Source organism: Mesorhizobium sp. WSM4887, from assembly GCF_029625865.1.
Classification (GTDB): Bacteria; Pseudomonadota; Alphaproteobacteria; order Rhizobiales; family Rhizobiaceae; genus Mesorhizobium.
In genome coordinates this window covers 79190-103064 of record NZ_JARTVP010000007.1, presented here as the reverse complement: position 1 = coordinate 103064, position 23875 = coordinate 79190, and the positions used below count along the sequence as shown (strand labels likewise).

General features: G+C 63.6%; 21 protein-coding genes, 1 tRNA gene and 1 pseudogene. 8 read left to right on the top strand and 15 right to left on the bottom strand.

Features of this window, described 5'->3' with window-relative positions; translation table 11 throughout:
* Positions 1-110: 110 nt before the first annotated feature.
* The 3 genes from P9230_RS23060 (at position 111) to P9230_RS23050 (ending at position 3351) form a co-directional block, all read left to right on the top strand.
* Positions 111-788, top strand: a complete 678-nt coding sequence (locus P9230_RS23060; RefSeq protein WP_095799201.1) for a sugar transferase — start codon at positions 111-113, stop codon at positions 786-788.
* Positions 789-875: 87 nt separating this feature from the next.
* Complete coding sequence (locus P9230_RS23055; protein ID WP_278120849.1) at positions 876-2150, top strand: polysaccharide biosynthesis/export family protein; 1275 nt, start codon at positions 876-878, stop codon at positions 2148-2150.
* A gap of 106 nt (positions 2151-2256) precedes the next feature.
* Entirely contained in the window at positions 2257-3351 is a 1095-nt protein-coding gene (locus P9230_RS23050) for an acyltransferase (RefSeq protein ID WP_278120848.1), read from the top strand.
* Between the two features lie 112 nt (positions 3352-3463).
* On the opposite strand, the gene P9230_RS23045 is transcribed toward P9230_RS23050, so the two are convergent.
* On the bottom strand, positions 3464-4747 hold the full coding sequence (locus P9230_RS23045; protein WP_278120847.1) for an O-antigen ligase: 1284 nt from the start codon (positions 4745-4747) through the stop codon (positions 3464-3466).
* A 484-nt stretch (positions 4748-5231) separates the two neighbouring features.
* On the opposite strand from P9230_RS23045, the gene P9230_RS23040 reads away from it, so the two are divergent.
* The 4 genes from P9230_RS23040 (at position 5232) to P9230_RS23025 (ending at position 10643) form a co-directional block, all read left to right on the top strand.
* Positions 5232-6161 (top strand): TIR domain-containing protein, encoded by a 930-nt coding sequence (locus tag P9230_RS23040; protein ID WP_067324214.1) that lies wholly within the window; start codon positions 5232-5234, stop codon positions 6159-6161.
* A gap of 101 nt (positions 6162-6262) precedes the next feature.
* A complete protein-coding gene (locus tag P9230_RS23035) occupies positions 6263-6913 on the top strand; it encodes a bifunctional DNA primase/polymerase (RefSeq protein ID WP_278120846.1) in 651 nt (216 codons plus the stop codon).
* Positions 6910-9081 (top strand): glycosyltransferase, encoded by a 2172-nt coding sequence (locus P9230_RS23030; RefSeq protein ID WP_278120845.1) that lies wholly within the window; start codon positions 6910-6912, stop codon positions 9079-9081. The genes P9230_RS23035 and P9230_RS23030 overlap by 4 nt, the downstream gene beginning before the upstream one ends.
* Positions 9078-10643: a glycosyltransferase gene (locus tag P9230_RS23025; RefSeq protein WP_278120844.1), complete on the top strand. Its 1566-nt coding sequence runs from the start codon at positions 9078-9080 to the stop codon at positions 10641-10643. Before P9230_RS23030 ends, P9230_RS23025 begins: the two co-directional genes overlap by 4 nt.
* Positions 10644-10801: 158 nt before the next feature.
* Here the strand turns inward: P9230_RS23025 and P9230_RS23020 are convergent, their stop codons facing one another.
* The 14 genes and pseudogenes from P9230_RS23020 to P9230_RS22955 form a co-directional block, all read right to left on the bottom strand.
* A complete protein-coding gene (locus P9230_RS23020) occupies positions 10802-11383 on the bottom strand; it encodes a DUF1349 domain-containing protein (RefSeq protein WP_278120843.1) in 582 nt (193 codons plus the stop codon).
* Between the two features lie 12 nt (positions 11384-11395).
* Positions 11396-12835, bottom strand: a complete 1440-nt coding sequence (locus P9230_RS23015) for an aldehyde dehydrogenase family protein (protein ID WP_067324714.1) — start codon at positions 12833-12835, stop codon at positions 11396-11398.
* Positions 12836-13034: 199 nt separating this feature from the next.
* Positions 13035-13520 (bottom strand): hypothetical protein, encoded by a 486-nt coding sequence (locus P9230_RS23010; protein ID WP_095824342.1) that lies wholly within the window; start codon positions 13518-13520, stop codon positions 13035-13037.
* Positions 13521-13606: 86 nt separating this feature from the next.
* Positions 13607-13779, bottom strand: a pseudogene (locus P9230_RS23005) (sugar phosphate isomerase/epimerase); the annotation flags it as partial.
* A 131-nt stretch (positions 13780-13910) separates the two neighbouring features.
* A complete protein-coding gene (gene ugpC / locus P9230_RS23000; RefSeq protein ID WP_278120842.1) occupies positions 13911-14978 on the bottom strand; it encodes a sn-glycerol-3-phosphate ABC transporter ATP-binding protein UgpC in 1068 nt (355 codons plus the stop codon).
* A 3-nt stretch (positions 14979-14981) separates the two neighbouring features.
* Positions 14982-15830 (bottom strand): carbohydrate ABC transporter permease, encoded by an 849-nt coding sequence (locus P9230_RS22995; RefSeq protein WP_278120841.1) that lies wholly within the window; start codon positions 15828-15830, stop codon positions 14982-14984.
* Positions 15830-16753 (bottom strand): sugar ABC transporter permease, encoded by a 924-nt coding sequence (locus P9230_RS22990; protein ID WP_278120840.1) that lies wholly within the window; start codon positions 16751-16753, stop codon positions 15830-15832. Before P9230_RS22990 ends, P9230_RS22995 begins: the two co-directional genes overlap by 1 nt.
* Before the next feature lie 266 nt (positions 16754-17019).
* On the bottom strand, positions 17020-18297 hold the full coding sequence (locus P9230_RS22985) for a sugar ABC transporter substrate-binding protein (RefSeq protein ID WP_067003717.1): 1278 nt from the start codon (positions 18295-18297) through the stop codon (positions 17020-17022).
* Positions 18298-18322: 25 nt separating this feature from the next.
* A complete protein-coding gene (locus P9230_RS22980; RefSeq protein ID WP_278120839.1) occupies positions 18323-19525 on the bottom strand; it encodes a PLP-dependent transferase in 1203 nt (400 codons plus the stop codon).
* A complete protein-coding gene (locus P9230_RS22975; protein ID WP_278120838.1) occupies positions 19522-20253 on the bottom strand; it encodes a FadR/GntR family transcriptional regulator in 732 nt (243 codons plus the stop codon). The genes P9230_RS22980 and P9230_RS22975 overlap by 4 nt, the downstream gene beginning before the upstream one ends.
* A gap of 135 nt (positions 20254-20388) precedes the next feature.
* On the bottom strand, positions 20389-21105 hold the full coding sequence (locus P9230_RS22970) for a DUF2161 family putative PD-(D/E)XK-type phosphodiesterase (RefSeq protein WP_278113535.1): 717 nt from the start codon (positions 21103-21105) through the stop codon (positions 20389-20391).
* 62 nt (positions 21106-21167) lie between these two features.
* Entirely contained in the window at positions 21168-21518 is a 351-nt protein-coding gene (locus tag P9230_RS22965) for a hypothetical protein (protein WP_245299804.1), read from the bottom strand.
* A 129-nt stretch (positions 21519-21647) separates the two neighbouring features.
* Positions 21648-21723: transfer RNA gene (locus P9230_RS22960), tRNA-Ala, on the bottom strand.
* Between the two features lie 176 nt (positions 21724-21899).
* On the bottom strand, positions 21900-22295 hold the full coding sequence (locus P9230_RS22955; protein WP_067003406.1) for a TIGR02300 family protein: 396 nt from the start codon (positions 22293-22295) through the stop codon (positions 21900-21902).
* Positions 22296-22489: 194 nt separating this feature from the next.
* On the opposite strand from P9230_RS22955, the gene aroA reads away from it, so the two are divergent.
* A complete protein-coding gene (aroA, locus tag P9230_RS22950; protein WP_278120837.1) occupies positions 22490-23848 on the top strand; it encodes a 3-phosphoshikimate 1-carboxyvinyltransferase in 1359 nt (452 codons plus the stop codon).
* Positions 23849-23875: the final 27 nt, after the last annotated feature.

Genomic DNA, 23875 nt, shown 5'->3' with positions numbered 1-23875 from the left:
GGTCAATTCATGACGCGAACATTTCACGCGAATGGGAAATTGTGTGTTGCGCTGCAGCATTTTTTTGGTATCGTGCCGTAAACCATCCGTTCAACGTATGGAGCTTTTGCATGAGGGACGTCGCCAAGCCGGCTAATGCGGGTTTTACGCAGGCCGGCATTGATTTTCCACCCCCCATCGGCGGTCTGCTCAAACGCAGTTTCGATATCGTCGGTTCCCTGGCGGGTCTGGTCCTGCTCAGCCCGCTTTTCCTGATGGTCGCCCTGCTGGTCAAGCTTTCCGACCGCGGCCCGATTTTCTACGGCCACAAGCGGATCGGTCGCGGCGGAAGGATTTTTGCCTGCCTCAAATTCCGCACCATGGTGCAGGATGGCGAGAAGGTGCTCGCCGCGCACCTGGCCGCCAATCCGGATGCCGCCGCCGAATGGGCGGCGACGCGCAAGCTGAAGGACGATCCGCGCGTGACGCGTGTCGGCGCGGTGCTGCGGAAGCTCAGCCTCGACGAGCTGCCGCAAATCATCAACATCCTGCAGGGCGACATGAGCCTGGTCGGGCCCCGCCCTGTCGTACGCGACGAGCTCGAGATCTACGGCAGCGCCGCAGTCTATTATCTGAAGTCGCGCCCGGGCCTCACCGGGCTGTGGCAGGTGAGCGGGCGCAACGACGTGTCCTACGACACGCGCGTCGCCTTCGATCGCCACTATGTCGAGAACTGGTCGATGGTCGAGGACATTCGCATCATCGTCAAAACCGTGCCTGCCGTGTGGATGGCGCGCGGCAGCTATTGACCGCCAGGCCTGTCCCGCCAATCTCGGGACAGGCGTCCGGCAGTAATCTCATCGGGCGGATGGGGCTAACGCGGATCGGAACGTTCATTGAAAAACCACCCCCTCGGACTCCCTTCCAAGGCGCCCAGCCGGTTTGCGGCCGTGGCGCTTGCCCTGTCTCTTGCGATTCCCACTTTGGCGGTGGCTGGAGACTATCGTCTCGGCCCGCAGGACAAGCTCAACATCCGCATTGCCGAGTGGCAGACGGTCGACGGCACGTTCCGCGACTGGTCATCCATCAACGGCGACTATTCGGTCGGCCCCGCCGGCACGCTCTCGGTACCGTTCGTCGGCGAGATGCAGGCGGCCGGCAAGACGACCTCGGAGATCGCTGCCGCGATCGGTCTCGCGCTGCAGCGCAAGCTGGCACTGCCCGACAAGCCTGAAGCCTCGGTCGAGATGGCGCAGTTCCGGCCATTCTACATTTCGGGCGAAGTGCAGAACCCTGGCCAGTTCCCCTACGTGCCGGACCTTACGGTACTGAAGGCGGTGAGCATCGCCGGCGGCATCCGGCGCAACGCCGATTACGGCCCTCAGCTCGGCAAGGACCTGGTCACCGCCAAGGGCAGTTTCGATATCTATGACGACCAGCGGCTGCGGTTGATCATAAAGCGTGCCCGCATCGACGCAGACCTTGCCGGCAAGACGAGCTTCGAGATTCCGAAGGAGGCTGCGGACGACCCGAGAACGCAGGCCATCGTTGCCGACGAAATGCAGATCCTCACGGCCGACCAGAAGGCGCTGAAGCTGAAGCTGGACGCGCTTGATGACCTGAAAGGCGTGCTCGAAGGCGAGATCGAATCGCTGCAGAAGAAAATCGCCAACCAGCAGCAGCAAGTGGATCTGGCGCAGCAGCAGCTCACCAGCATCGGTCCGCTGGCCCAGAAGGGCCTTGTCGCCAATGCGCGACTGCTCGATTCGAAACAGTCGGTGGCGGACCTGCAGGGCAAGATCCTGGATTATGAGACGGCCATCCTCACCGCCAAGCAATCGATCAGCAAAGCTGATCAGGACGCCATCGATGCCCGCAACACGCTCAATTCCAACCTGGCCGCGAGCCGGCAGCAGGCCGAGGCCGACCTGAACGAGGCGACGCTGAGGACTGCCATGCAGAAGGGCCTGATCGCCGCGGCCTCGGATCCCGCAATGGCGGCTGCCATAACAGGCAGCCAGGAACCGGCCCTGCTGTATTCGCTGGTGCGTGTTGCCGACGGCAAGACCAGCGAGATCGACGCCAAGGAAGACACGCCGGTGCTGCCGGGCGACGTCATCAAGGTGAAGCTGGCGCCGAGTGCCGGCGGCCCACCCATGGCCAGCCAGTAGCCGGGCGCCCGGGCCTCGCTCAGCGCGGTCCGCGGGAGGAACAAGTCAGGCTCGTTCGCGCCAAGGTGCGGGCGAGCAATCTGTTTGGACCGCTTGAAGGCATAGAATGCAGCCTGCCGCTCCGCGTCACGTCTACCTGAACCTCGACGCCATCCGCGGCGTGGCGGCGATCAGCGTGATGCTCTATCACTTCTCGCCCTTTCTGGCCGACGGCAAAGTGCTGCCGTCGAGTTATCTTGCGGTAGACCTGTTCTTCCTGCTCAGCGGCTTCGTCATCGCCCACGCTTACGACCGCAAGATCGAGAACGGCATGGGCTTCGGCACCTTCCTGGCCATCCGCTTGATACGCCTCTACCCGCTCTACCTCGCCGGCACGTTGCTCGGCTGCTTCTATCTGCTGGTCAAGAACCGGCTGATTGCGCCGGAATACATGCCGTTGTCGGAGATCGGCACGCAGCTCACGACAGGCATGCTCTTCATTCCGCTGGTCGGCGATGCCTACCATACGATCTTTCCGCTCAATCCCGCTTCGTGGTCGCTGTTCTTCGAGCTGATCGTCAACATCGCCTATGCCGCCGTCTTCTTCCTGCTGTCGAAACGTGTGCTGACGGTGCTGGTAGCCGTCAGCCTGGTGCTGCTGATCGTCGCCTCGGCACTTGCCGGCACGCTCGATTTCGGCATGACCGGCAAGACCATCATTAGCGGGCTCCCGCGCGTGTCGTTCTCCTTCTTCCTCGGCGTTCTGCTCTGCCGGTCGATGGCGCGCTACCAGGGTGGCCTCGGCTTTCTGCGGCGCGGCTGGTGGGTCGAGGCCGCGATCCTGCTTACGCTGATCGTCTTCGCCATCGCGCCTGCGGGTGCTGCCGGGCGCGTCGCCTACGACCTCGCCTCTATCGCCGTCGTCTTCCCGCTCATGGTGGTGACCGGCGCGGTGGCACCGACGGCGCCGCGACTGGCTAGCTTCTATGGCTGGCTGGGGCGGGTCTCCTACCCGATCTACATCATCCACACGCCGATGCTGATGATCATCGCGGGGGCCGGCAAGGCGGCGTCGGTCGACCCGTTCGCGCATCATCCCTGGTTCGGAATCGTGATGGCCGCTGCGGTCATCGTCATCGCCGACATTGCCACCCGCGTCTATGACGAGCCGGTGCGCCGCTTCCTGCAGCGGCAAATGCAGCGCTCGCGAGCCGTGGCCTAAAGCGCGTCGCAATCCTTCAGATTTGCTCCGTGCTCTTTTAGGCTTTTGGTCTTACGCATGTCCTTGACCCGAAACCGGTTCTCGCTTTCGGGGGACTAGGCGAAAACCGCGATCAGACCGGCGCCGGCATGTGGCCGCTGGCAGATTTTTCATCCTGGACAGGAATGGCAACCCGCCGTCGCCGGGCAACCGGCAGCGGGTTCAGCTTGAACAGGCCATAATAGACGATGAAGGAGGCCATGAAGTAAGGGCCGAGGATCTCGACCTCGAAGAAGGAGCGGATCAGCATCAGCCCGACGGCGCCGGCGAGCACCACCGAATCGGCGCTCCAGGCCCCGAACACCACCTTCGAGATATGGCCGTAGAAGGCGCGCAGGATGATCAGCGCCAGCATGGTGACGCCGACGAAGCCGATCTCGACCAGGGTCTCGATATAGGTGTTGTGGAAATGGAAGCCGGTGCGGGTCGTGATGTAGAACTCGGCCCACAACCGTTCCGGATCGGCGAACCCTTGCACCCAGTAGGCGGCATAGCCGTAGCCGAGCAGCGGGTGCAGCTGCGCCGCCTCCCAACCCTGCTGCCAGAGATAGGTGCGGCCGGTCAGCGTCGAATCCTTGCCGAAGATGCCGAGCACGACGTCCAGCAGGCCAAGGTTCAGCGCGGCCACCACGCCGGCTACCAACGCGCCGCCGCCGACCACGAACAGCACGCGGCGGTAGCGCCGCGACAGGACCCTGCTCATGGTGAGCAAGATGACGATGCCGAGCACCGCCGGCAGCGAGGCGACGGATGTCGCCGAGTGGGAGATTGCCAGCATGTATGCCGACATCAGGATGATCGGCGCGGTCCAGAAGAAGCTCAGCCAGTTGCGCCGGTAAAACATCAGGAAGACGAAAGACAAAAAGATGCCGAACGACGAGAAGAACCCGACCTGGTTCTTGGAGGCGAAGGCGCCGACGAAATTGAAAGTGCCGTCCATTATGTCCAGCGCGTAAGCGTTGACTTTCAGCGAGTAGAGCAGGACGACGAATATCCCGATCAGCGAACCCAGGACCAGCGTCCGCACGCTGATGGTGCGGGCCGCGACATAGGCACAGACGATATGCGAGGAATATTGCACCGCCGCACGCGCGCTGATGCCGGCGGCCTGCGACCAGAAGACCGACAGGCAGACATAGGTCGCGAAGAGTATCGGCAGCCAAGCGTTTGAGAGCTTCCAGGTGAAACGCCGGTAGTCGACGAAGAACAGCGGCAGCCAGACCGCGTAATAGGCGAGGATCAGGACCTGACCGAAATTGCTGGAATAGGCAAAGGCAAGAACGGAAACCGCGACGGCAAAGGCGCCATAGGCCTTGTTTGCCTCCGGATCGAGCAGAATGGATTTTGGAATCTTCATGCCGGATTTTTCGTCCGTTCAGCCTTGGAGCAATTCCAGGAAAAGTGTGTGACTGTCTTTCGTCGGGAATTGCGTAAACAACAGTTAGCGCGGTTCAGTGTCTGATAGCCGGCATGAGCCGACGTTCGGCCCTACCGGGTTCATTGTGCACTGCAGCATAATCTATCGCCCTATCGCCGGTGGCTCAACCGGAAATGTTGCCACGGGCAAAGAGGCGTTATCACTGGCATATTGCACAGCGAAAAGGCCGGAATGGGGCGGCCTGTTGCTCGTTGGCGGATGATCTTTCCCGAAAAATCGATTTCGATTATGGCTCATGCGAGAACAGGTCCCCGAGCATCACCACCGAGCGCGAGCTCTTCCTGCAGTTCTTCCAGCACCGCGCGGAGGTGTAGCTGGAGGCGTGCCATGGTAATGCGGTCGTTGCAACGAGATAGGACAACCGCCTACGCTGTGAGGAGTCTATTGCGCCGGAGAGAGACGAATGGCCAAACCGCGAATCTTCCTGGGCTCGTCAGGAAAACAGAAGAAGCTGTTGCAGGCGCTGCAGCGTGGCCTTGAAGATATTGCCAATGTCGAACCCTGGACGACATCCTTCAATCCCGGGACGACAACACTGGGGCGTCTCCTCGAGCTGACGCGCGAGGTCGACTTCGCCGCTTTCGTGTTCGCCCAGGACGACTGGACGAGCGCGAGCCAGCCGGAATCGACCACCACTGTTCCCGCCCAGGCTTCTCCGCGAGACAATGTGGTTTTCGAGGCCGGCCTGTTCGGCGGGGTTCTCGGCATGCGCCGGACCTTCATCCTGCATGCGAATGGTGCCAAGCTTCCCAGCGATCTGCTCGGCCTGACGTCGGTACGCTACGGCGAGGCAGCGACCGCCGCGGAGACCAGAGCGATCAATCAAAAACTGCGAAATGCCATCGAAAATGAGGGGCGAGTCGCCCGCATAGAGGGGTTTTGGTGGCAGTTCTCCCTGTCAGAGCGCACAGCAAGGGAGCCTTCCGCGGTCAGTCTGCTCAGGATCTCGCGGGACCGCAACGGCGCACTGGAGCTGAACGGCCGCTCATGGCAAGAGAATGGCAGCCTGTCAGCCAGATACTGGAGCGAGGCGTCGAAGGAGAAAGGAGAGTCTTCGGGCATCTTCTACTACTGGAACGGGGAACGGCCGTTAGACGCCAACGCGCCGCAGCTGCACGGGACAGGCGAAATCCGGCTGGAATCCGCCGAGCGCGCGTCCGGATATTTCACGACACGTTCGGACACGAATCCGGAGGTGAATGCGCGAACGTCCGGCGTCTATCTGCGCGCCGATCCGCAGGACTTAACCATCCTGGACGGGAACGACAATCAGCGGCGCGTGGAGTTGATCGCAGAACGCTTAAGTCACTGGAAGTCGATCAAGAATGTCTGACGACAGTGCTGGCAGTCGCGGCGAAGGCGCCGGCGCTTGACGAACGGACCGTTCGGCTCAACAGATTGTCGGGAACGTCTCGATCCCGGAACATTTGGCGGATGCAGGCTGGGGCACTGACCGACTATACCATAAGGCTGTTCGAGCGCGGCTATATCTGCCTGCCGCTTCGTGCCGGCGGCAAGCATCTCGACCTCGCGGCCATGGAGTATGATCCGTTGCACCTGCGGACGTTGCGCAAGGACCTGAAGGAACTGGCGTTCACCTCCATCACCTTCCAACTGGCGCAGAAGCCGCCGGGCCGCAGCGACGTCGCGAGCTGGTTTGGCGACTTTGCCGGCAATGTCGGCATATTGGGCGGATTTGCGAACCTGATGATCCTCGATTTCGATGACGACGCCGGCTACCGTGCCTGGCGGTCCAGTCACAATGCAATTGCGAACGGCACGCCAATAGCAAAATCGCCGAGCGGATTTCATGTCTATCTAAGAACGCGGGAACCGGTGGTCTCTTCCAGCCTCCATTTCGGCTTGCGCCGGGTGGGTCACGCGAAGGCGCTGGGCGGTTATGTCGTGGGCTGCCCATCGGAGCTGAAGGACGGCTCCTCCTACAGCTGGATCGAAGGCCAGTCGCCATTCGACATCGAACCTCAGGTGGTGGGCAATCTTGACAGTCTTTCGCTGCGCCCCGTGTCGGTGCTCAAGCATTGCTATGACCGCCTGCTCAAGCGTGGCTTCTTCGAACAGCAATGAGCGGCTCACCTGTGGCGGCTGACATTACCGTCGTTATCCCGGCAAGAAATGCGGCTGCAACCATCGAAGCGGCACTCGGCAGTCTGGCTTCCGACAGAGCGGTCATCCGCGAGATTCTCGTGATCGACGACGGGTCGAACGACCAGACAGCTGCGATGGCGAGGCAAAGCGCGCAACGTCACGGCTTGCCTCTGGAGGTGGTGAGCGTTCGACTGCGCAAAGCGGGCGCCGCACGCAATGTCGGACTCGAGCGGGCAAGCGGCACATCCATATTCTTTCTCGATGCCGACGACGAGGTGATGCCCGGCAGCCTGTCGCGGCTGAGCGCGGCGCTGGCAGGCCGGCCTCTCGCCGGCCTTGCCGTCGGGGCCAGCATACGGCGCACAAAAGGCCGGCCGGACAAGCTCAAGGCACCGCAGGGCTACGTCCCGGACCGGCGAGAGAATGTGCGGCGCTACCTTCGCAACGAAGTGTGGCCAATCGCGATGGGAAGCGCGCTGGTCGCCGACTGGGCGACCGCAAACCTCCGCTTTCCGGAAACGATCGGCCTCGATGAGGACACCTGCTACTGGACCGCCGTGCTGGCCCGTGCCGACGTGGTTACCGTCGAGACCCCGGTGCTGCTCTACCACCATGACGAGGAACGTATGGCGCGCCGCTTCATCACGGCACCGCGCAGGACCTTCCTTGACATAGCGCTGGAACTGAACGGGCTGGCTGCCGTCGGGGTCGAACGGGAGGCGTTGCAGTGGCGGAAGGCCTGGATAGCTCAGCGGATCGCCCGACAGTTGATCAGGCACCGCAAGTTCGCCGATGCTGGCGGCATGATGCGCGCGGTCCGAGCGCATAAGGAGCTGGGCCGCAGTTGGAAGGCGATGCGATATCTGGCCAGGATCCGAATCGGGCGACTGACCGAGACTGAGGCTAGGATGTCGCCAATGCCCAATTCAGCGACCTCGCGCCGCACGCTGATCATATGCCACGACCCGCCGTTTCCGCCGAGGTCCGGCGCCGATCTCAGGAATTTCGGCAACGCCATGGCGGCAGCCGCGTTCGGCCCGGTCTGCCTGGCCTCGCTCCTGCCGCGAAGCAGCGACGTCCAACCTGCCGGGCCAGACATTCGCGTGACCGAGCTCATCAACAAGTCCGAACCGCGAGCGCCTTCGCTCGCCCGCTGGAGGGCCAAGGGCGAGAGCCGGATACCGCTCCCGGCGCTGGCGCGGCTCAAGGCGCTCGTGGCGGATTTTCGCCCGGATACTATTGTCGTCGAAGGCGTTGGTCTGTTCAGATTTCTCGCTCCGTTGCGGCCGATTGTCCGGCAACTCGTTCTGGACATGCACAATGTCGAATCGGATCTCGCCGGTCAGTTGCCGCGCAAGAAGCGTTGGCGGCCGTTTTCCTCAGACCTCAGGGCGCTTGAGAGAAAGGCGGCTGCCATCGTCGACCGTATCTGGGTGTGCTCGCAACGGGACCGTCAGCGGCTGGAGGCGTTTGTCCGGCCGCAAGTCCCCGCCCACATCGTGCCAAACGGCATCCCGCGAGCGGACGAGCTGCCGCGGCTACTGCCGCTGCAGCGAGCCGTCTCGGATGCGTTTCCGCTCATTCTCTATGTTGGGCATCTGAGCTATCAGCCGAACGTCGACGCCGCCGAGCGGCTGGGGCACACCATCTTGCCCCGCATTCGCCAGACGCTGCCGACCGCGAAGCTCGTTCTTGCCGGGCGTTCGCCCGAGTCGCGCGTTCGCGCCCTGGCAGGACTGGACGGGGTCAGTCTGGTCGAGGATCCGGACGATATCAGACCTCTGTTGTCCGTTGCCCATCTCAGCATCGTCCCGCTTGCCATGGGCGGAGGCACGCGCATCAAGCTCCTCGAAGCAATGGCCTGGGGGGTCCCGGTCATTGCAACGCCGCTGGCAGCCGAGGGTCTCGACCTGATCGAGGGCGACGAGGTGCTTCTGTCGGACACCGACGAGGGATTGGCCGACATGGCGGTCAGACTTTGTTCCGACGATGCGCGCATGGCCAGCCTTCGCGCCCGGGCCCACGACGCCGCATGGTCGCGGTTCGGGCCGCAAGCGATCCGCGAGGCCGTCGGTCAGGGCCTGGGCCTGGATGCCACCCGCGTCGACGCCGACTGTGACCAAGTTCAAGCCGTGAGCCGCGGATGATCCCGAAAATCCTGCACCAGACGTGGAAGACCGACATCGTCCCGGCCCGCTTCCAAGGCTATGTTGAGAGCTGGAAGCGGCATCATCCGGACTGGACGATGATGTTCTGGAACGATCGGACTTTGCTCGAGTTCGTGGCCGCACACTATCCCAGCTTCCTGCCGACCTTTTGCAGCTACGAGTATGGTATCCTGCGCGCCGACGCGGGCCGCTATCTGCTTCTCCACCATTTCGGCGGCGTCTATGCCGATATCGATTGCGAATGCGTGGCGCCGTTCGATCCGATCCTGGGCGAGGATCGGATCGTGTTCTGCACGGAGCCGGACGCCCACGCACGCCTCCAGGCCGACTTTCGCGGATTGCCTTACCTTCTGTTCAACGGGACCATGGCCAGCCCGCCGGGGCACCCGTTCTGGCTTCATTTGCTGTCGTTCCTGCCCGGGCTCGTCCGCGCAAAACAGGCGATCGACGCCACCGGGCCTTGCGTGCTTACCTCCGCGCAACTCGCCTATCCAGACCAGACGGCGTTTGCGATCCATCCGGCCGAGTTGTACTCGCCTCTTGATTCGTCGGGAAAGCGGGCGGGCAGCGGCGGCATGACGTTGTCGATCCACCACTGGGCGGGCACATGGTGGACGCCGGAGAGGCCCACCCGGTTGCGGCATAGGCTGCGCAAGTTGATCTACCAGGCCCGGCACTGCCTGACGCGCGGGACTGTTTCCGATGAGCAAGCCGCCCGGCAAAGCGTCAGCCAAGCGGCCATCGCGGCGCCGCCGCCATTGGGATCCAACCTCGCCGTGCTGGTGCCGCTGCGCGATGCGGCCCAACACATAGAGCCATTCCTCGCCGCGTTGCGGCAGCTCGACTACCCAAAAAATAGGATGAAGCTCGTCTTTTGCGAAGGCGACAGTTCAGATGACAGCTGGGAGCGGCTGCAAGGTGCCACTGCGGCCCTGGGCAAGGACTATCGGGAGGTCGTGCTGCTGCGGAAACAACTCGGCACCGAGCTTGACCGCGACAAGCGAGCGAACCGGCAGCTGCAACGCGTCAGGCGCAGCGGCATCGCCAAAGTGCGTAACCATCTGATCGATAAGGGGCTGACCGAAGAGGACGACTGGGCGCTGTGGATCGACATCGATGTCTGGTGTTTTCCAGCGGACGTCGTGACCCGGCTGATTGCAAGGGGGCACCGCATCGTCGCGCCGCACTGCGTAAAAGTCCCAGGTGGCGACAGCTTCGACCTCAACAGTTTCGTCACGGTGCGGCACAACAAAGACCATAGCTACTTCCGCCATGTTCACGACGGTCTCTATCAGCCTCCGCGGCACACCCATGCAAGGCTGCATATGAGCGACGTCCGCCACCTCGACAGCATCGGCCTGGATGGTGTCGGCGGCACCATGCTCTTGGTCGATGCCGCCTTGCATCGCGGCGGCCTTCGCTTTCCGGAGATCCCCTATCGCGACCTGATCGAGACCGAGGGTTTCGGCGCCCTGGCGAACGATCTCGGTATCAGGCCGATCGGACTGCCGCGGCTGGAGATACAGCACGTCCCCTGGTGAGGCCCGTTCCCAGTTTCCCTCCAGAAACGGCCGGCCGCGGAGGGCAGCGTCGCAGTGAGGTTCCGCCGGATGCTCGACCGCCGAACGGCCGAGGTGGCGGTCACCCTGCCGCGCTGCGGGCATCGACCAAGTGCGCGCGGGCAGCGCCCCCGCCACCATCAATCGTGCAACTCTCTCGCGATTGGCGGGCCAACGCTGAAGCCCGAGAACATCACCTCGAAGCCTTCGCGCTGCGGCGAGCAGCACATCATGCCGACGTCGACGCTCCGCGAGACCGGGAAATGGGCCAGCCGCACCGGTTTCCAGCGGCCGTCCGCGGCTTCGAGGTACTGAACGCGAATGGCTTCGGCGTGGCGGGTCAGACGAATCCTCACCCCGTCGGGGTCTGTCGGAATGCTGACCAGCGACCAGTCGGAGGTGTCGTTGGTGACGACAACGGAAAAATAGGCGAGGCCGTCCGTGTATTCGATGCCGGCCTTGATCCAGTGCGTTTCGCTGAGCCGCAGCATCAGCCCGCCCTGATCGTAGAGCGCCTTGTATTCGCCCTTGACGGTGACCCCGGCGCTGAAGTCGCCCGCGACGGGACGATAGAGGAAATGGCCATTGTCGCGGCGGAAGCCGTAGAAGGTCTCGCGCCAAAAATCGGTCTCCTTGCCGGTGCGGACATGCAGCGTCCCGTCGCCGAACACATGGTGCGGCGGCGGGTTGAGCCAGGCCATTCCGGCAAAGTCAGAGGTCATGACGCCTGCCCGTCAGCCGGCGAACGTGTAGGCCGTCTTGACGGTGGTGTAGAACTCCATGGCGTAGCGGCCCTGCTCGCGCGGGCCGTAGCTCGAGCCCTTGCGGCCGCCGAACGGCACATGGAAGTCGACGCCCGCCGTCGGCAGGTTGACCATCACCATGCCGGCTTCGGAATTGCGCTTGAAATGCGTCGCGTGCTTCAGGCTGGTCGTGCAGATGCCGGAGGTCAGGCCGAACGGCGTGTCGTTGGCCACAGTCAGCGCCTCGTCATAATCCTTGACGCGGATGACATTGGCGACCGGGCCGAAGATTTCTTCGCGCGAGATGCGCATGGCGTTGGTGGCGCCGGTAAACAGCGCCGGCCTGAGATAGAAGCCGGGAGTTTCGCGCTCCAGCCGCTCGCCGCCGAAGGCGAGTTCAGCGCCTTCCTGGCGGCCGATGGCGATATAGTCCTCATCCTGTTTGAGCTGGGTCTGGTCGACGACCGGGCCGATCTGGGTCTTGGCGTCCAGCGCGTCGCCGATGACCAGCTTGTCCAGGCGTTCCTTCATGGCGTCGACGAAGCGGTCGTGGATCCCTTCGGTGACGATGAGGCGCGAGGACGCGGTGCAACGCTGGCCGGTCGAGAAATAGGCGCCGTTGACGGCACAATCGACGGCCACCGCAAGGTCCGCATCGTCGAGCACGACCAGCGGGTTCTTGCCGCCCATCTCGAGCTGGAACTTGCGCATATGCTCGACACTCGCCGCGGCGACACGCTTGCCTGTGCCGACAGAGCCGGTGAAGGAGATGGCGTTGACGTCCGGGCTGTCGAGCATGGCCTGGCCGACGACAGAGCCCTTGCCCATGACGAGGTTGAGAACGCCCTTCGGCAGCCCGGCACGATGCAGGATGTCGACGATGGTCCAGGCACTTTCGGGGACCAGTTCCGCCGGCTTGAAGACGATGGTGTTGCCGTAGGCCAGCGCAGGCGCAATCTTCCAGGCGGGAATGGCGATCGGGAAGTTCCACGGCGTGATGATGCCAACCACGCCGACGCCTTCGCGGGTCATCTCGACACCGACGCCGGGGCGCACGCTCGGCACAAGCTCACCAGACAGCCGCAGCGTCTCGCCGGCGAAGAAGTCGAAGATCTGCGCGGCGCGGATGGTTTCGCCGACGCCTTCGGCCAGGGTCTTGCCTTCTTCGCGAGCGAGAGACCGGCCGATCTCGTCCTTGCGCGCCATGATCTCGTCGGAAGTCTTCTTCAGCACGGCATGGCGCGCCAGCGGGCCGGAGCGCGACCAGGCCGGGAAGGCCGCCTTGGCGGCCGCGATGGCCTGCTTGGCCTCCTCCGGCCCGGCCGAGGCGTATTCGCCGACCACATCGTTGGTGTTCGACGGGTTGATGTTGCGCGAGCCGGCCTCGCCCAGCCACTCGCCGTCGATCAGGTTCTTGCGGAGCACGGTCATCTTCATTCCTTCGAGATTGGCTTGCTTCTTCGAGATTGGCTGGCGTGGCAAAGCGCCGGTCATTTGTCAGACAAATGATATAGCCATGGTCTGCGGAAACGTCTACCCGAGAAGCTTTCGATAAAGGTAGGCGCGCGGCGGTGGAAGTCCACCGGCTTCGTCCGCGCCCCCTGTCACGACAAAGCCCTGACGGCCTCCTTCAGACGGAAAACGACCAGAACAGGCAGGCGAGCGTTGCCGCGGCGAAGATGACGAAGAACAGGCTTCTGAGCAAGATGTTGCGGCGAAGCTCATTCATGGCGAGATGCGCGCCGACGATCGCCGGGACGAACAGGAAGCGCCAGTTGAGAAGGGTCCAAGGCACCTCACGCTGGCCGAGCGCCCATCGAGCGAGAAGCGAACCGACAATGGCGGCGAACAGCACGATCGTTGCCCAGAAGATCGCGTCGGCGGCATGCGTAAGCACAACCCCGGCGGCGCGGATGGGCAGGATCAACATCAACAGCGCGCTGAAGAAATAAATGGCGGCGATGGCCAGGAACGAACCCGCGTCGGCAATGCCGTCGAGGCGCTTAACGCCGAAGGCGCCTTGAGGGTAGCCGTGCTTGGCGACCGCCAGCGACAGCGCCATCAGCAAGGCGCTCAGAACCGTGACCAATGCGAATGTGCCGAGAGCCTTGCTCATGCCGTTCCCTGTCGAGACGAATCACGGGAGTCTAGCAGAGCGCGGCTGCCGAAAACCGCAATTCACCTCGCGGCAGTATCGAAGCGTCAGGGCTCTTGCGAGGCCGAGTGGAGTTCGGCCTTGCGCCGGGCGGTCTCCAGGCCGACGTCGATGAAGCGGCGCGCATGGCGGGCCAATTCCATGTTGTCGGTCCACAATTGCGCCAGATCGCCGTCTTCCTCAAGAGGTTCTCGCCGACGATCTCGGAGGAGAAGGATTCGCGTCGAGCACGACAGCGCAGGCGGGGCCGGTGCAGGCGTGGCGACGACGCTGGTCTTGTCCGGGATATTGGCCGATCTAGGCGACCTGACCGGTCCGATTACACATTGGACGCCTTCCGCCGGCGCTGACCTATCCGATGCGAGCGCCGCTTGCCGGATCGAACAGATGCAGCGCCGCTGGGTCGGCGGCGAGGCGGACCTCGTCGCCCGGTTTGACATTGCTGCGGCCCATGACGAAGACGCAGATCTGCAGGTTGGCCAGCCTGACATAGAATTGCGTCGACAGGCCGAGCGGCTCGACGACCTCGACCTGACCTTTCAGCGGGCCGTCGTCGGCCAGCCGGATGTGTTCCGGCCGCAGCCCGACGGTCAGCGCATCGCCATCCTTCAGCGGCAATCCGTCCGGCAGCCTCAGCTTCTGGCCGTCGGCCAGCACGGCATCGACCTTGCCGCCCTTGGCGACCTTTGCCGGCAAAAAATTCATGCCGGGCGAGCCGATGAACCCGGCGACGAAAGTGTTGGCGGGACGATCGTAGAGCTCCAGCGGATGACCGACCTGCTGCACATAGCCGTCATGCATGACGACGATGCGGTCGGCCATGGTCATCGCCTCGACCTGGTCGTGCGTGACATAGACCGAGGTCGTCTTCAGCTGCTGGTGCAGCGCCTTGATCTCGGCGCGCATGTGGACGCGCAGCTTGGCGTCGAGGTTCGACAGCGGCTCGTCGAACAGGAAGACTTTGGGATCGCGCACGATGGCGCGGCCCATGGCGACGCGCTGGCGCTGACCGCCGGAAAGCTGGCGCGGCAGGCGGCCGAGAAACGTCTCCAGACCGAGGCGCTTGGCGGCGGCGCCCACCCTGCCGTCGATCGTCGTCTTCTCGGTCTTCTTCAGCATCAGGCTGAAGCCCATGTTCGAGGAGACGTCCATATGCGGGTAGAGCGCATAGGACTGAAACACCATGGCGATGTCGCGGTCCTTCGGCGCCACATCGTTGACCAGCCGCTCGCCAATGCGGATCTCGCCGCCGGTGACCTCCTCCAGGCCGGCGATCATGCGCAGCAGCGTTGACTTGCCACAGCCGGACGGGCCGACCAGCACGACGAACTCGCCGTCGGCGATCTCGAGATCGACGCCGTGCAGGATGCGCAGCGCTCCATAGTCCTTCTCGACATGTTGCAGGGTGACGGAAGCCATCGATTATCCTTTGACAGCGCCGGCGGTAAGGCCGGTGACGAGATAGCGTTGCAGGAAGGCGAAGAAGATGCAGACCGGGATCAGCGCCAGGATGGAGGCCGCCATCATCTGCCCCCAGTCGACGGCGAACTTGCCGATGAAGGTGAGCAAGCCGACGGCAAAGGTCTTCTGCTCATCGCTGGAGATCAGCATCAGCGCGAACAGCAATTCGCTCCAGGCGGCGGTGAAGACGAAGCCGAGCGTCGCCCCCATGCCGGGCATGGTGAGCGGCACGATCACCCGGCGCATGGCCTGGGCGCGCGTGCAGCCGTCGATCATCGCCGCCTCTTCCAAGTCCTTTGGAATGCTGTCGAAGAAGGACTGCATCAGGAAGGTGGCGAAGGCGGTGTTGAAGGCGGTGTAGATGATGATCAGCCCGGTCAGGCTGTTGGTCAGGCCGAGATCGCCCATGATGCGGTAGATCGGCGGGATGACCATCACCAGCGGGAAAGTCTGGGTCAGCAGAAGCAGGATCGCTAAAGTCGCCTTGCCGCGGAAGGTAAAGCGAGACATCGCATAGCCGGCTAGCGTGGCGATGACGGTGACCAGTGCCGCCGTCGACACCGAGACGATGACGCTGTTCAGGAAATAGCGCGGGAAGTCGGAAGCCTCCAGCACGGTGTCGAAGTTCTTGAGCGTCATTTCCGATGGCCAGAAGGTTATGCCTTCGGAATAGAGCAGCCGCTCCGGCGTCACAGAGATCTTCAGCGTCCAGAAGATCGGGAACAGCGCGAAGACGACATAGGCGGCGATCGCGGCGTAGAGGCCGATGCCGCCGGCGATGCGCGAGGAGGTGGAGCGGCCGGCGATCATCAGACATGCCTCACAAGCGTGCGGCGGATGGCGATCAGGCCAACCGCATAGGCAATGAGCAGCACCAGCAGCAGAACCGCGACTGCTGACGCATAGCCTTTGTCCAGCGACTTGAAGGCGCTGACATAGATGTAGACCGGCACCGTGCTGGTTGAGCCTGCCGGTCCGCCCTCGGTCATGACGAAGATCAGGTCGGCGAAGGTCGCGATCCAGATGGTGCGCAGCATGACGGTGATGACGATGGTCGGCGCCAGGAACGGCAGCGTCACCTTGGTGAAGCGCTGCCAGGGCGAGGCGCCGTCGATGGCTGCCGCCTCATGCAGTTCCGACGGGATCGACTTCAACGCCGCAAGCAGAGTGATGGCGAAGAAGGGAATGCCGAACCAGATGTTGGCGACGATCGGCCCCCACATGGCTGTGGCCGGATCGGAAAGCACGTTGGTCGGCTCGGCCTTCAGGCCGAGCGCGAAAAGCCAGTGCGGCAGCGGGCCGATGATCGGGTTGAACAGCCAGGCCCAGGTAAGGCCGGAAAGAAAGGACGGCACCGCCCAGGGCAGGAACACCACGGCCTGCACGACCTTGCGGCCATAAAAGGGCTTGTCGAGCAGCAGCGCCAGACCAAGCCCGAGGAAGAACTGGAAGAACAGGCTGGCGGCAGTCCACCAAAGCGTGTTGACCAGCGCCTGGCCGAGCACCGCGTCGGAGAGCATCGCCTGGTACTGGCCGAGCCCGACATATTCCGATTTGAAGGCGGAGAATTTGCGGAAGGAATAGCTGATGCCGATGATCAGCGGCACCAGGAGCACGACGACCAGCAGGACGATAGCCGGCGAAAGATAGAGCCAGGGCTCGATCGCGCCCTTGCTCAGCCGCTTCTTGCGCGGCCGGCCGGTGGATCGGACTTCGGACACTGCGTAGGTCATCGATTTGGCTCTACGGGTGATGGTGAGGCCAGCGTGGCGACAGCGTCCTTCTCCCCATTCTACGGGGAGAAGATGCCGGTTCACCCTCCGCTGCAGCGCAGCTGCTGCGGAGGAGGGCAGGCAGATGAGGAGCCAGCGTCTCAGAACTTGGCGCTGCCCTCATCCGTCACTTGTCCGTGAATGTCGTTCTCCCAAAACCGCTTCGCACTTTTGGGCGACATTCATCGGTGACACCTTCTCCCCGCAAGTGGGAGAAGGAAGAAAGGTCACTTCTTGTTCTTGGCCAGCCAGGCCTGCTGCTCCTTGGTCAGGAACGCCGCCCACTCGTCGGCCACCTGCTTGGCCGGCTTCTGGCCAAGCAGCACTTCCTGGAAGTTCTTGATCGCCACCTGGTCGACGAAGTTGCCGAGGTTTTCCAGATGGGTCGGCGGCGTCACCATTTCATATTTCGAGCTGTCGTTGAGCTCGGTGAACCAGCCCTTGAACTGCTCGGTCTTGAAGTGGGCGTCCTGATCGGCGCCGTTGTGGATCGGGACGACGCCGACTTCCTTGGCCCATTCCAGATTGTCCTTGGGCGACAGCAGCGTCGCCATCAGCTTCCAGGCTTCGTCCTTGTGCTGCGAATTGGCGAACATCGCCCAGCCGGCATAGCCCAGCGTCGGATAGGATTTGCCGCTCGGGCCGACCGGCAGCGGCGCGACCGCAAAGTCGTCGGCGCTCATCTTGTCGGCGATGCCGAGCAGCGCGTCCGGATCCTGGTTGAGCATGGCGCAGGTGCCGGAATAGAAGCCGGTCACCGTCTCGTTGAAGCCCCAGCTCACGGAATCCTTCGGCGCCAGGCCGTTCTTGTACATGTCGGCCAGCATCTGCAGCCCCTTGACCGAGCCCTCGTCATTGATGGTCGAGGTGCCGTCCTCGGTGAAGTAGCCCCCCTTGCCGGCGGCAATGTTCATGAACATGTGCATGCCGTTGAAGGCGCCGGGCCCGCCGCGCAGGCAGTAGCCATATTTGCCGGGGATGGCGGAGATCTTCTTGGAGAACTCGACGAACTCGTCGAGGTTTTCCGGCGGACGGTCAAGACCCGCTTCCTTGAACAGCTTCTTGTTCCAGAACAGCGCGTTCACATAGTAGCCGTAAGGGATCATGAACTGCGTGTTGTTGACTGTCGAGCCGAACTGCTTGGCGCGGTCGCCGAGCGTCTTGGCGTCGTCCCATTTGGCCATGTAGGGGCCGAGATCCTCGAGCTGCCCGTTGTTGGCATAGAGGCCCATCCAGCGCTCCGGCATCTCGACCACGTCGGGCGTGTCGCCGGCCTGAACCATGGTGAGAAACTTCTCGAACGCCTGACCCCAAGGCAGCGAGACGAGCTCGACCTTGATGCCGGGATTGGCCTGCTCGAATTCGGCGATCTGCTTCTTCAGGAATTCGGTGCGCGGCGGGCTGGTGATGACCTCGACCATCTTGATGGTGGTGTCGGCCAGCGCGGCCCCGGCGGAAATCGCGAGGCCGGCAGCGGCGGCAAGCAGGATTGTCAGTCTTTTCATGTTCGGAACTCCCATTTTGAACACCTTATTTTTTTGCCTTGTCGAAGGCCTGGGCGATGTCGGCCCAGAGGTCCTCGACATTCTCCAATCCGACATTGAAGCGGATGGTTCGGGGGCTGACGCCGAAGCGCGCCATCGAATTCAGACCCGGCGTCTGCTCGAGCGAGGCCTTGGCGGGCACGACCAGGCTTTCATGGCCGCCCCAGCTGACGCCGATGCGGAACAGCTTCAGCGCATCGACGAAAGCCGGAATGTCGACATCCTCCGCGACCTCGAAAGAGAACAGCCCAGCATAGCCGGCAAGCGTCTTCTTGCCGGGATGGTTGGAGTAGGCGGGATGGTTGACCCGCTCGACCTTGCCATGCGCCTTCAGCCGCTCGGCGAGCGTGAGACCGCTCTTCATATGATGCGGCAACCGCAGCGGCAGCGTGCGCAGGCCGCGCAGCAGAAGCCAGCCCTCGAAAGGCGACAGCTTGCCGCCAAGCGACGAATAGGTCTGCTCGTTGATGTGCTTGATATGCGCGGCCGAGCCCGCCACCACGCCAGCGACGGTGTCGCTGTGGCCGCCGAGATATTTCGAGGCCGAGTGCAGCACCAGATCGACACCATACGAAATCGGCTTCTGGAAGACGGGCGTCGCCCAGGAATTGTCGATGGTGGTGATGATGCCCCGCTCCTTGGCCAGCCGGGTCAGGTGCTCAATGTCCTGCAGCTCGAACATCATCGAGGTGGGGCTTTCGAGGTAGAGCAGCTTGGCGCCCGGAAGCGCCGCCGCCACCGCATCGGGGTCCGAGCCGTCGACATAGTCGACCTTGATTTGCAAGCGCGGGAACAGGCGCTCGAACAGGCGGTAAGCGTCGCCATAGCAGTTGCGTACGGCAACGATCCGCTCGCCGGCGCCGACGAAGGCAAGCACGGTGGCGCTGATAGCCGCCATGCCGCTGGAGAAGCCCCGCGCGGCTTCCGCGCCTTCCAAGGCCGCAACACGCGCCTCGAATTCCATCACCGTTGGGTTGTCGCCGCGCGAATAGATCGGCTGCCTTCTCCTGCCGGCAAAGGTGTCGGCCATTTCGGCGTAATTGTCGAAGGTGAAGAGCGATGTCTGGTAGATCGGCGGCACCACAGCGCCGCCGGGGAACGGATCGTCATGCGCGAGAAGAGTCGCCGCCTCGCCGAGATAGTCGCTGGCCAAAGAAGCCGGGTCGAACCCTGTGGGATGCTCGTTCATTTGCGGTCCAAAAGCTTGAGGTTGGCGGCGCCGCGCTTCAAGTCGTTTTCGACAGTAGCGATGAGCTTCAGCGCTTCGGCCCGGGCTCCCTCCGGGTCGTGCGCGGCGATGCGGTCGAAGATGGTGCGGTGATAGGGAAAGCTGGCATGGCCGAAATCGCGCACGCCGAGCGGATGCTCCCAGAAGCGGTGGAACAGCTCGTGCATGGCGCTGATGATCTGCTCGAACAGCGGATTGCCGGAGGCGCGGTAGACCGACTGGTGGAACTCCCAGTCCTCCTCCGACGACATGCCGGCGCGGCTGTGGAAGGCTTCTTCCATGATGTCGAGCTTGCGCTCGATCTCGGCGACCTCAGCCTTGCCGGCGCGGACGGCGCAAAGAGCGGCGGCCTCGGCCTCCAGCGCGCGGCGGATCTCCAGGGTGCGCATCAGGCCGGCAAAGTCGTTGCCGCCGGCAAGGGTCAGCGGCATGTGCAGCATGTCGGGCGAAACCGCCGCCTTGAGGTAAGTGCCGCTGCCCTGGCGCCGCTCTACGAGGCCCAGCCCCTCCCAGCGGGTGAGTGCCTCGCGAACCGTGTTGCGGCTGACCTTAAGGCGCTCGGCCAGGATGCGCTCGGTCGGCAGTTTTTCACCGGGACCCAACCCCTCCTGCCGCACGAAGCCGGCCAACGCCTTCAGAACCGCATCATCGCGGGCCGTCGTCTGGATCGGCGGGAGAGGGTCGGTCACGCTGGTGAATCAATCCGAAAGTGGTTCAATGGTCCAACCAATTTCTGCATGAACGAAGAGGTGAGTCAACCAGGCCGTAGTGGATTCAGCGATTTCGATCGATTGCCGATGGGTGCGGTGGGCGGCGTCAGCCGGTCACGCGCCGAGCTTCGCTCCAAGCTGCTCGACTTGAAACGGAGCGACCTGCAGCGGTCCTTCGAGGACCCCTCGCGACAGCAAGGCAGCCTGCCCGAGTTCGGTCAGAGCGTAGATGCCGCGCTCGGCCCTGGCGAACCAGCCATAATAGTTGTGCAGCAGGATGCTGGCCGCGCGGGGCGCGACGAGTTTCAAATCGCGCGGCCGCTTCGGGCCGTCGGCCATGGCGGCGGCGCAGGCAATTGCTTCCTGGCGGTATGCGGTCATGATCGGCTTTTGCCGCGTGCTACCGCCGATGGAGGGATCGCCCTTGCGGCGGTGATGCTCCTCGACCAGCCGCGAGCGCCGCCTCGGGTCGCGCCGCGGCGGCACGGCGGCCGGGCTGAGCAGCAACTCGACCTTGCCTTTCCCGTCAACCGCGAGCAGGCCGAAGCCGAGCCGGCGGCAGAGCGCGCGAAAACGTCGATCGTGCTCGCGGCCCTTGCCGCGCGCCGACATCCGCGCGGCGAGCCAGACCTCGTCGCAGGCCGCCGCCCGATCGACGCCTTGCAGAACGAGCTCGAGATTGAACTGCAGCTTCAGCTCGCAGATGACGACCACGGGCGGCTCGCCTTCGCGCAACCCGACGATGTCGCAGCCGCCGACCTCGCCTTTGACGGTGAAGTCGAGGCTCTCGAGGAACCGCTTTACCGGTGCATAGAGGGACGTTTCCTGCATGGGAGAGGCATAGCCGATTCGAGCCCGGCCGACACGGCAGAAGGCGACGCGACCGCCCGCCGCTATTGCTTGGCGAACTGGCCCCTATAGGTCTGGCCGGCAAGCGTGTAGGTGCCGGCAAGCGTTCCGTCAGGCTGCATCGTAAACGTGATGTCTGCGCCGTTCGGCAGGCGTCCAAGCTTTAATGTGTTCCCGGCGATCCTGCCGGCGCCGTCGGCGATCCCCGGCTTGTTGTCGGCCATATCGCCCCACGCGTAGCTGACCGTCACCTGCCCGGCCGGTGAAACGGTCAGCACGGCCAGCTTGCCTTCAAAGGTGCCATCCAGCCGTCCCGCCCAAATGCCTGAAAACGCCGCATATCGGGCGGGGACACTCTTGCCCGGAGGCGTGATCGCCACGGTTTGGTCGAGCACCGCAGTGTCCGGGACAGCGGGAGCCGCGACAGCAGCCGGGGCAGGTTGAGGAGGAGGCGGGGCCTCGGATACCGATTCACAAGCGACAAGCGCCAATGCCGCGAAACCGAGCATCACAGAAAGACTGTTTGGTGGAGCCAATCGGAATCGAACCGACGACCTCTTGAATGCCATTCAAGCGCTCTCCCAACTGAGCTATGGCCCCACTCCCGGCAGTCAGCCGGCGCCGTTTCCGGCGAAGAGATCCGGCGCAGTTGGGCACCGCGCCGTCGTTTAGTGCTGGCGGCTTCTAGCGCCGCCTTCGGTCAAGATCAAGCCTTGAAAAGCCGCTTTTTCGTCACAGGTCAAAATGGCCGGCAAACAATCGCGCCGGGGCCGAAATCAGACCTCGTCCTCGTCGTCGCCGACGCCGATCATATCGGAAACGTCGTCGTCCTCTTCTTCCTCGTCGGCAAGGAAGGTGTCATCGTCATCGTCACCGAGATCGACATCATCCTCGTCGTCGCCGAGATCGGGCAGATCGTCGCCGCCGCCCTTGGTCTCCTCGTCCGCATCTTCGAGCGAGACGATTTCGGCGCCTTCTTCCTCCTCGGAGTCGACTTCCTTGTCGGCGACGTCCTCATCGTCCTCGATCGCGGAAATCTTGCCTTCCTCGAAATAGGAGCGCGGATAGCTCTTGCCGGTGTAGGGCGAGACGATCGGGTCCTTGTTCAGATCGTAGAATTTCCGCCCCGTTTCGGGGTCGACACGTTTTGTGCCAAGTTCAGGTTTTGCCACAGCAAGCCTCGTCAAAAAAAGAATGGTCCCCTTAACCGCAGTTTTCCGCGCTGTCAAAGCCAAAAGCCGGCATCGCAAAACCTTGCATTCGAAGGCCCGCGTGAGGGGATGACCATTGCGGCGTGCCGTGATACGAGACCGCCGCAACACGACGAATTGAGCCGGCCCGCCGGCGCCCGCATTTGGAACAGACAATGTCTCACGCTGCCGCCCCGAAGCCGGCTACGGCCCGCAAATCCCCTGCCCTTGCCGGCACGGCGCGGGTGCCCGGCGACAAGTCGATCTCGCACCGCTCCTTCATGTTCGGCGGCCTGGCTTCCGGCGAGACGCGCATCACCGGCCTGCTGGAAGGCGAGGACGTGATGCGCACGGGCGCGGCCATGAAGGCGATGGGCGCGCATATCGAAAAGAAGGGCGCCGAATGGGTGATCCGCGGCACCGGCAACGGCGCGCTGCTCGAGCCGGAAGGCCCGCTCGATTTCGGCAATGCCGGCACCGGCTCGCGGCTCACCATGGGCCTGGTCGGCACCTACGACATGGAGACGACCTTCATCGGCGACGCCTCGCTCTCCGGCCGGCCGATGGGCCGGGTGCTGGAGCCGCTGCGGCAGATGGGCGTGCAGGTGCTGAAGGCGGCGCCCGGCGACCGCATGCCGATCACGCTGCGCGGCCCGAAACATGCCGCGCCGATAACCTATCGCGTGCCGATGGCGTCCGCCCAGGTGAAGTCGGCGGTGTTGCTTGCCGGGCTCAACACGCCGGGCATCACCACCGTGATCGAGCCGGTGATGACGCGCGATCACACCGAAAAGATGCTGAAAGGCTTCGGCGCCAACCTGACCGTCGAGACCGACGAGCGCGGCGTGCGCCACATCTTCATCGAAGGCCAGGGCAAGCTCACGGGGCAGACCATCGCCGTGCCCGGCGACCCCTCCTCCGCCGGCTTCCCGCTGGTGGCGGCGCTCATCGTGCCGGGTTCCGATATCGTGATCGAGAACGTGCTGATGAACCCGACCCGCACCGGGTTGCTCCTGACATTGCAGGAGATGGGCGGCCGCATCGACATGCTCAACCCCCGCATTGCCGGCGGCGAGGACGTGGCCGACCTGCGCGTGCGCTCCTCCGACCTCAAAGGTGTCGTGGTGCCGCCGGAGCGGGCGCCGTCGATGATCGACGAATATCCGGTGCTGGCGGTTGCCGCTGTTTTCGCCGAAGGCGAGACGCTGATGCAGGGTCTGGAGGAGTTGCGCGTCAAGGAATCCGACCGGTTGTCGGCGGTGGCCAACGGGCTGAAGCTCAACGGCGTCGACTGCAGCGAGGGCGAAGCCTCGCTCGCCGTGCGCGGCAAGCCCGGCGGCAAGGGCCTGGGCGCTCATCCCAACGGGCCGGACACGGCGGTGAAGACGCATCTCGACCACCGCATCGCCATGAGTTTCCTGGTGATGGGGCTGGCGACGGAAAAGCCGGTGACCATCGACGACGCCAACATGATCGCGACGAGCTTTCCGGAATTCATGGGGCTGATGAAGGGGCTCGGCGCCGAGATCGAGTGACGGGCGATGGGTTGGAGCCGAACCGAG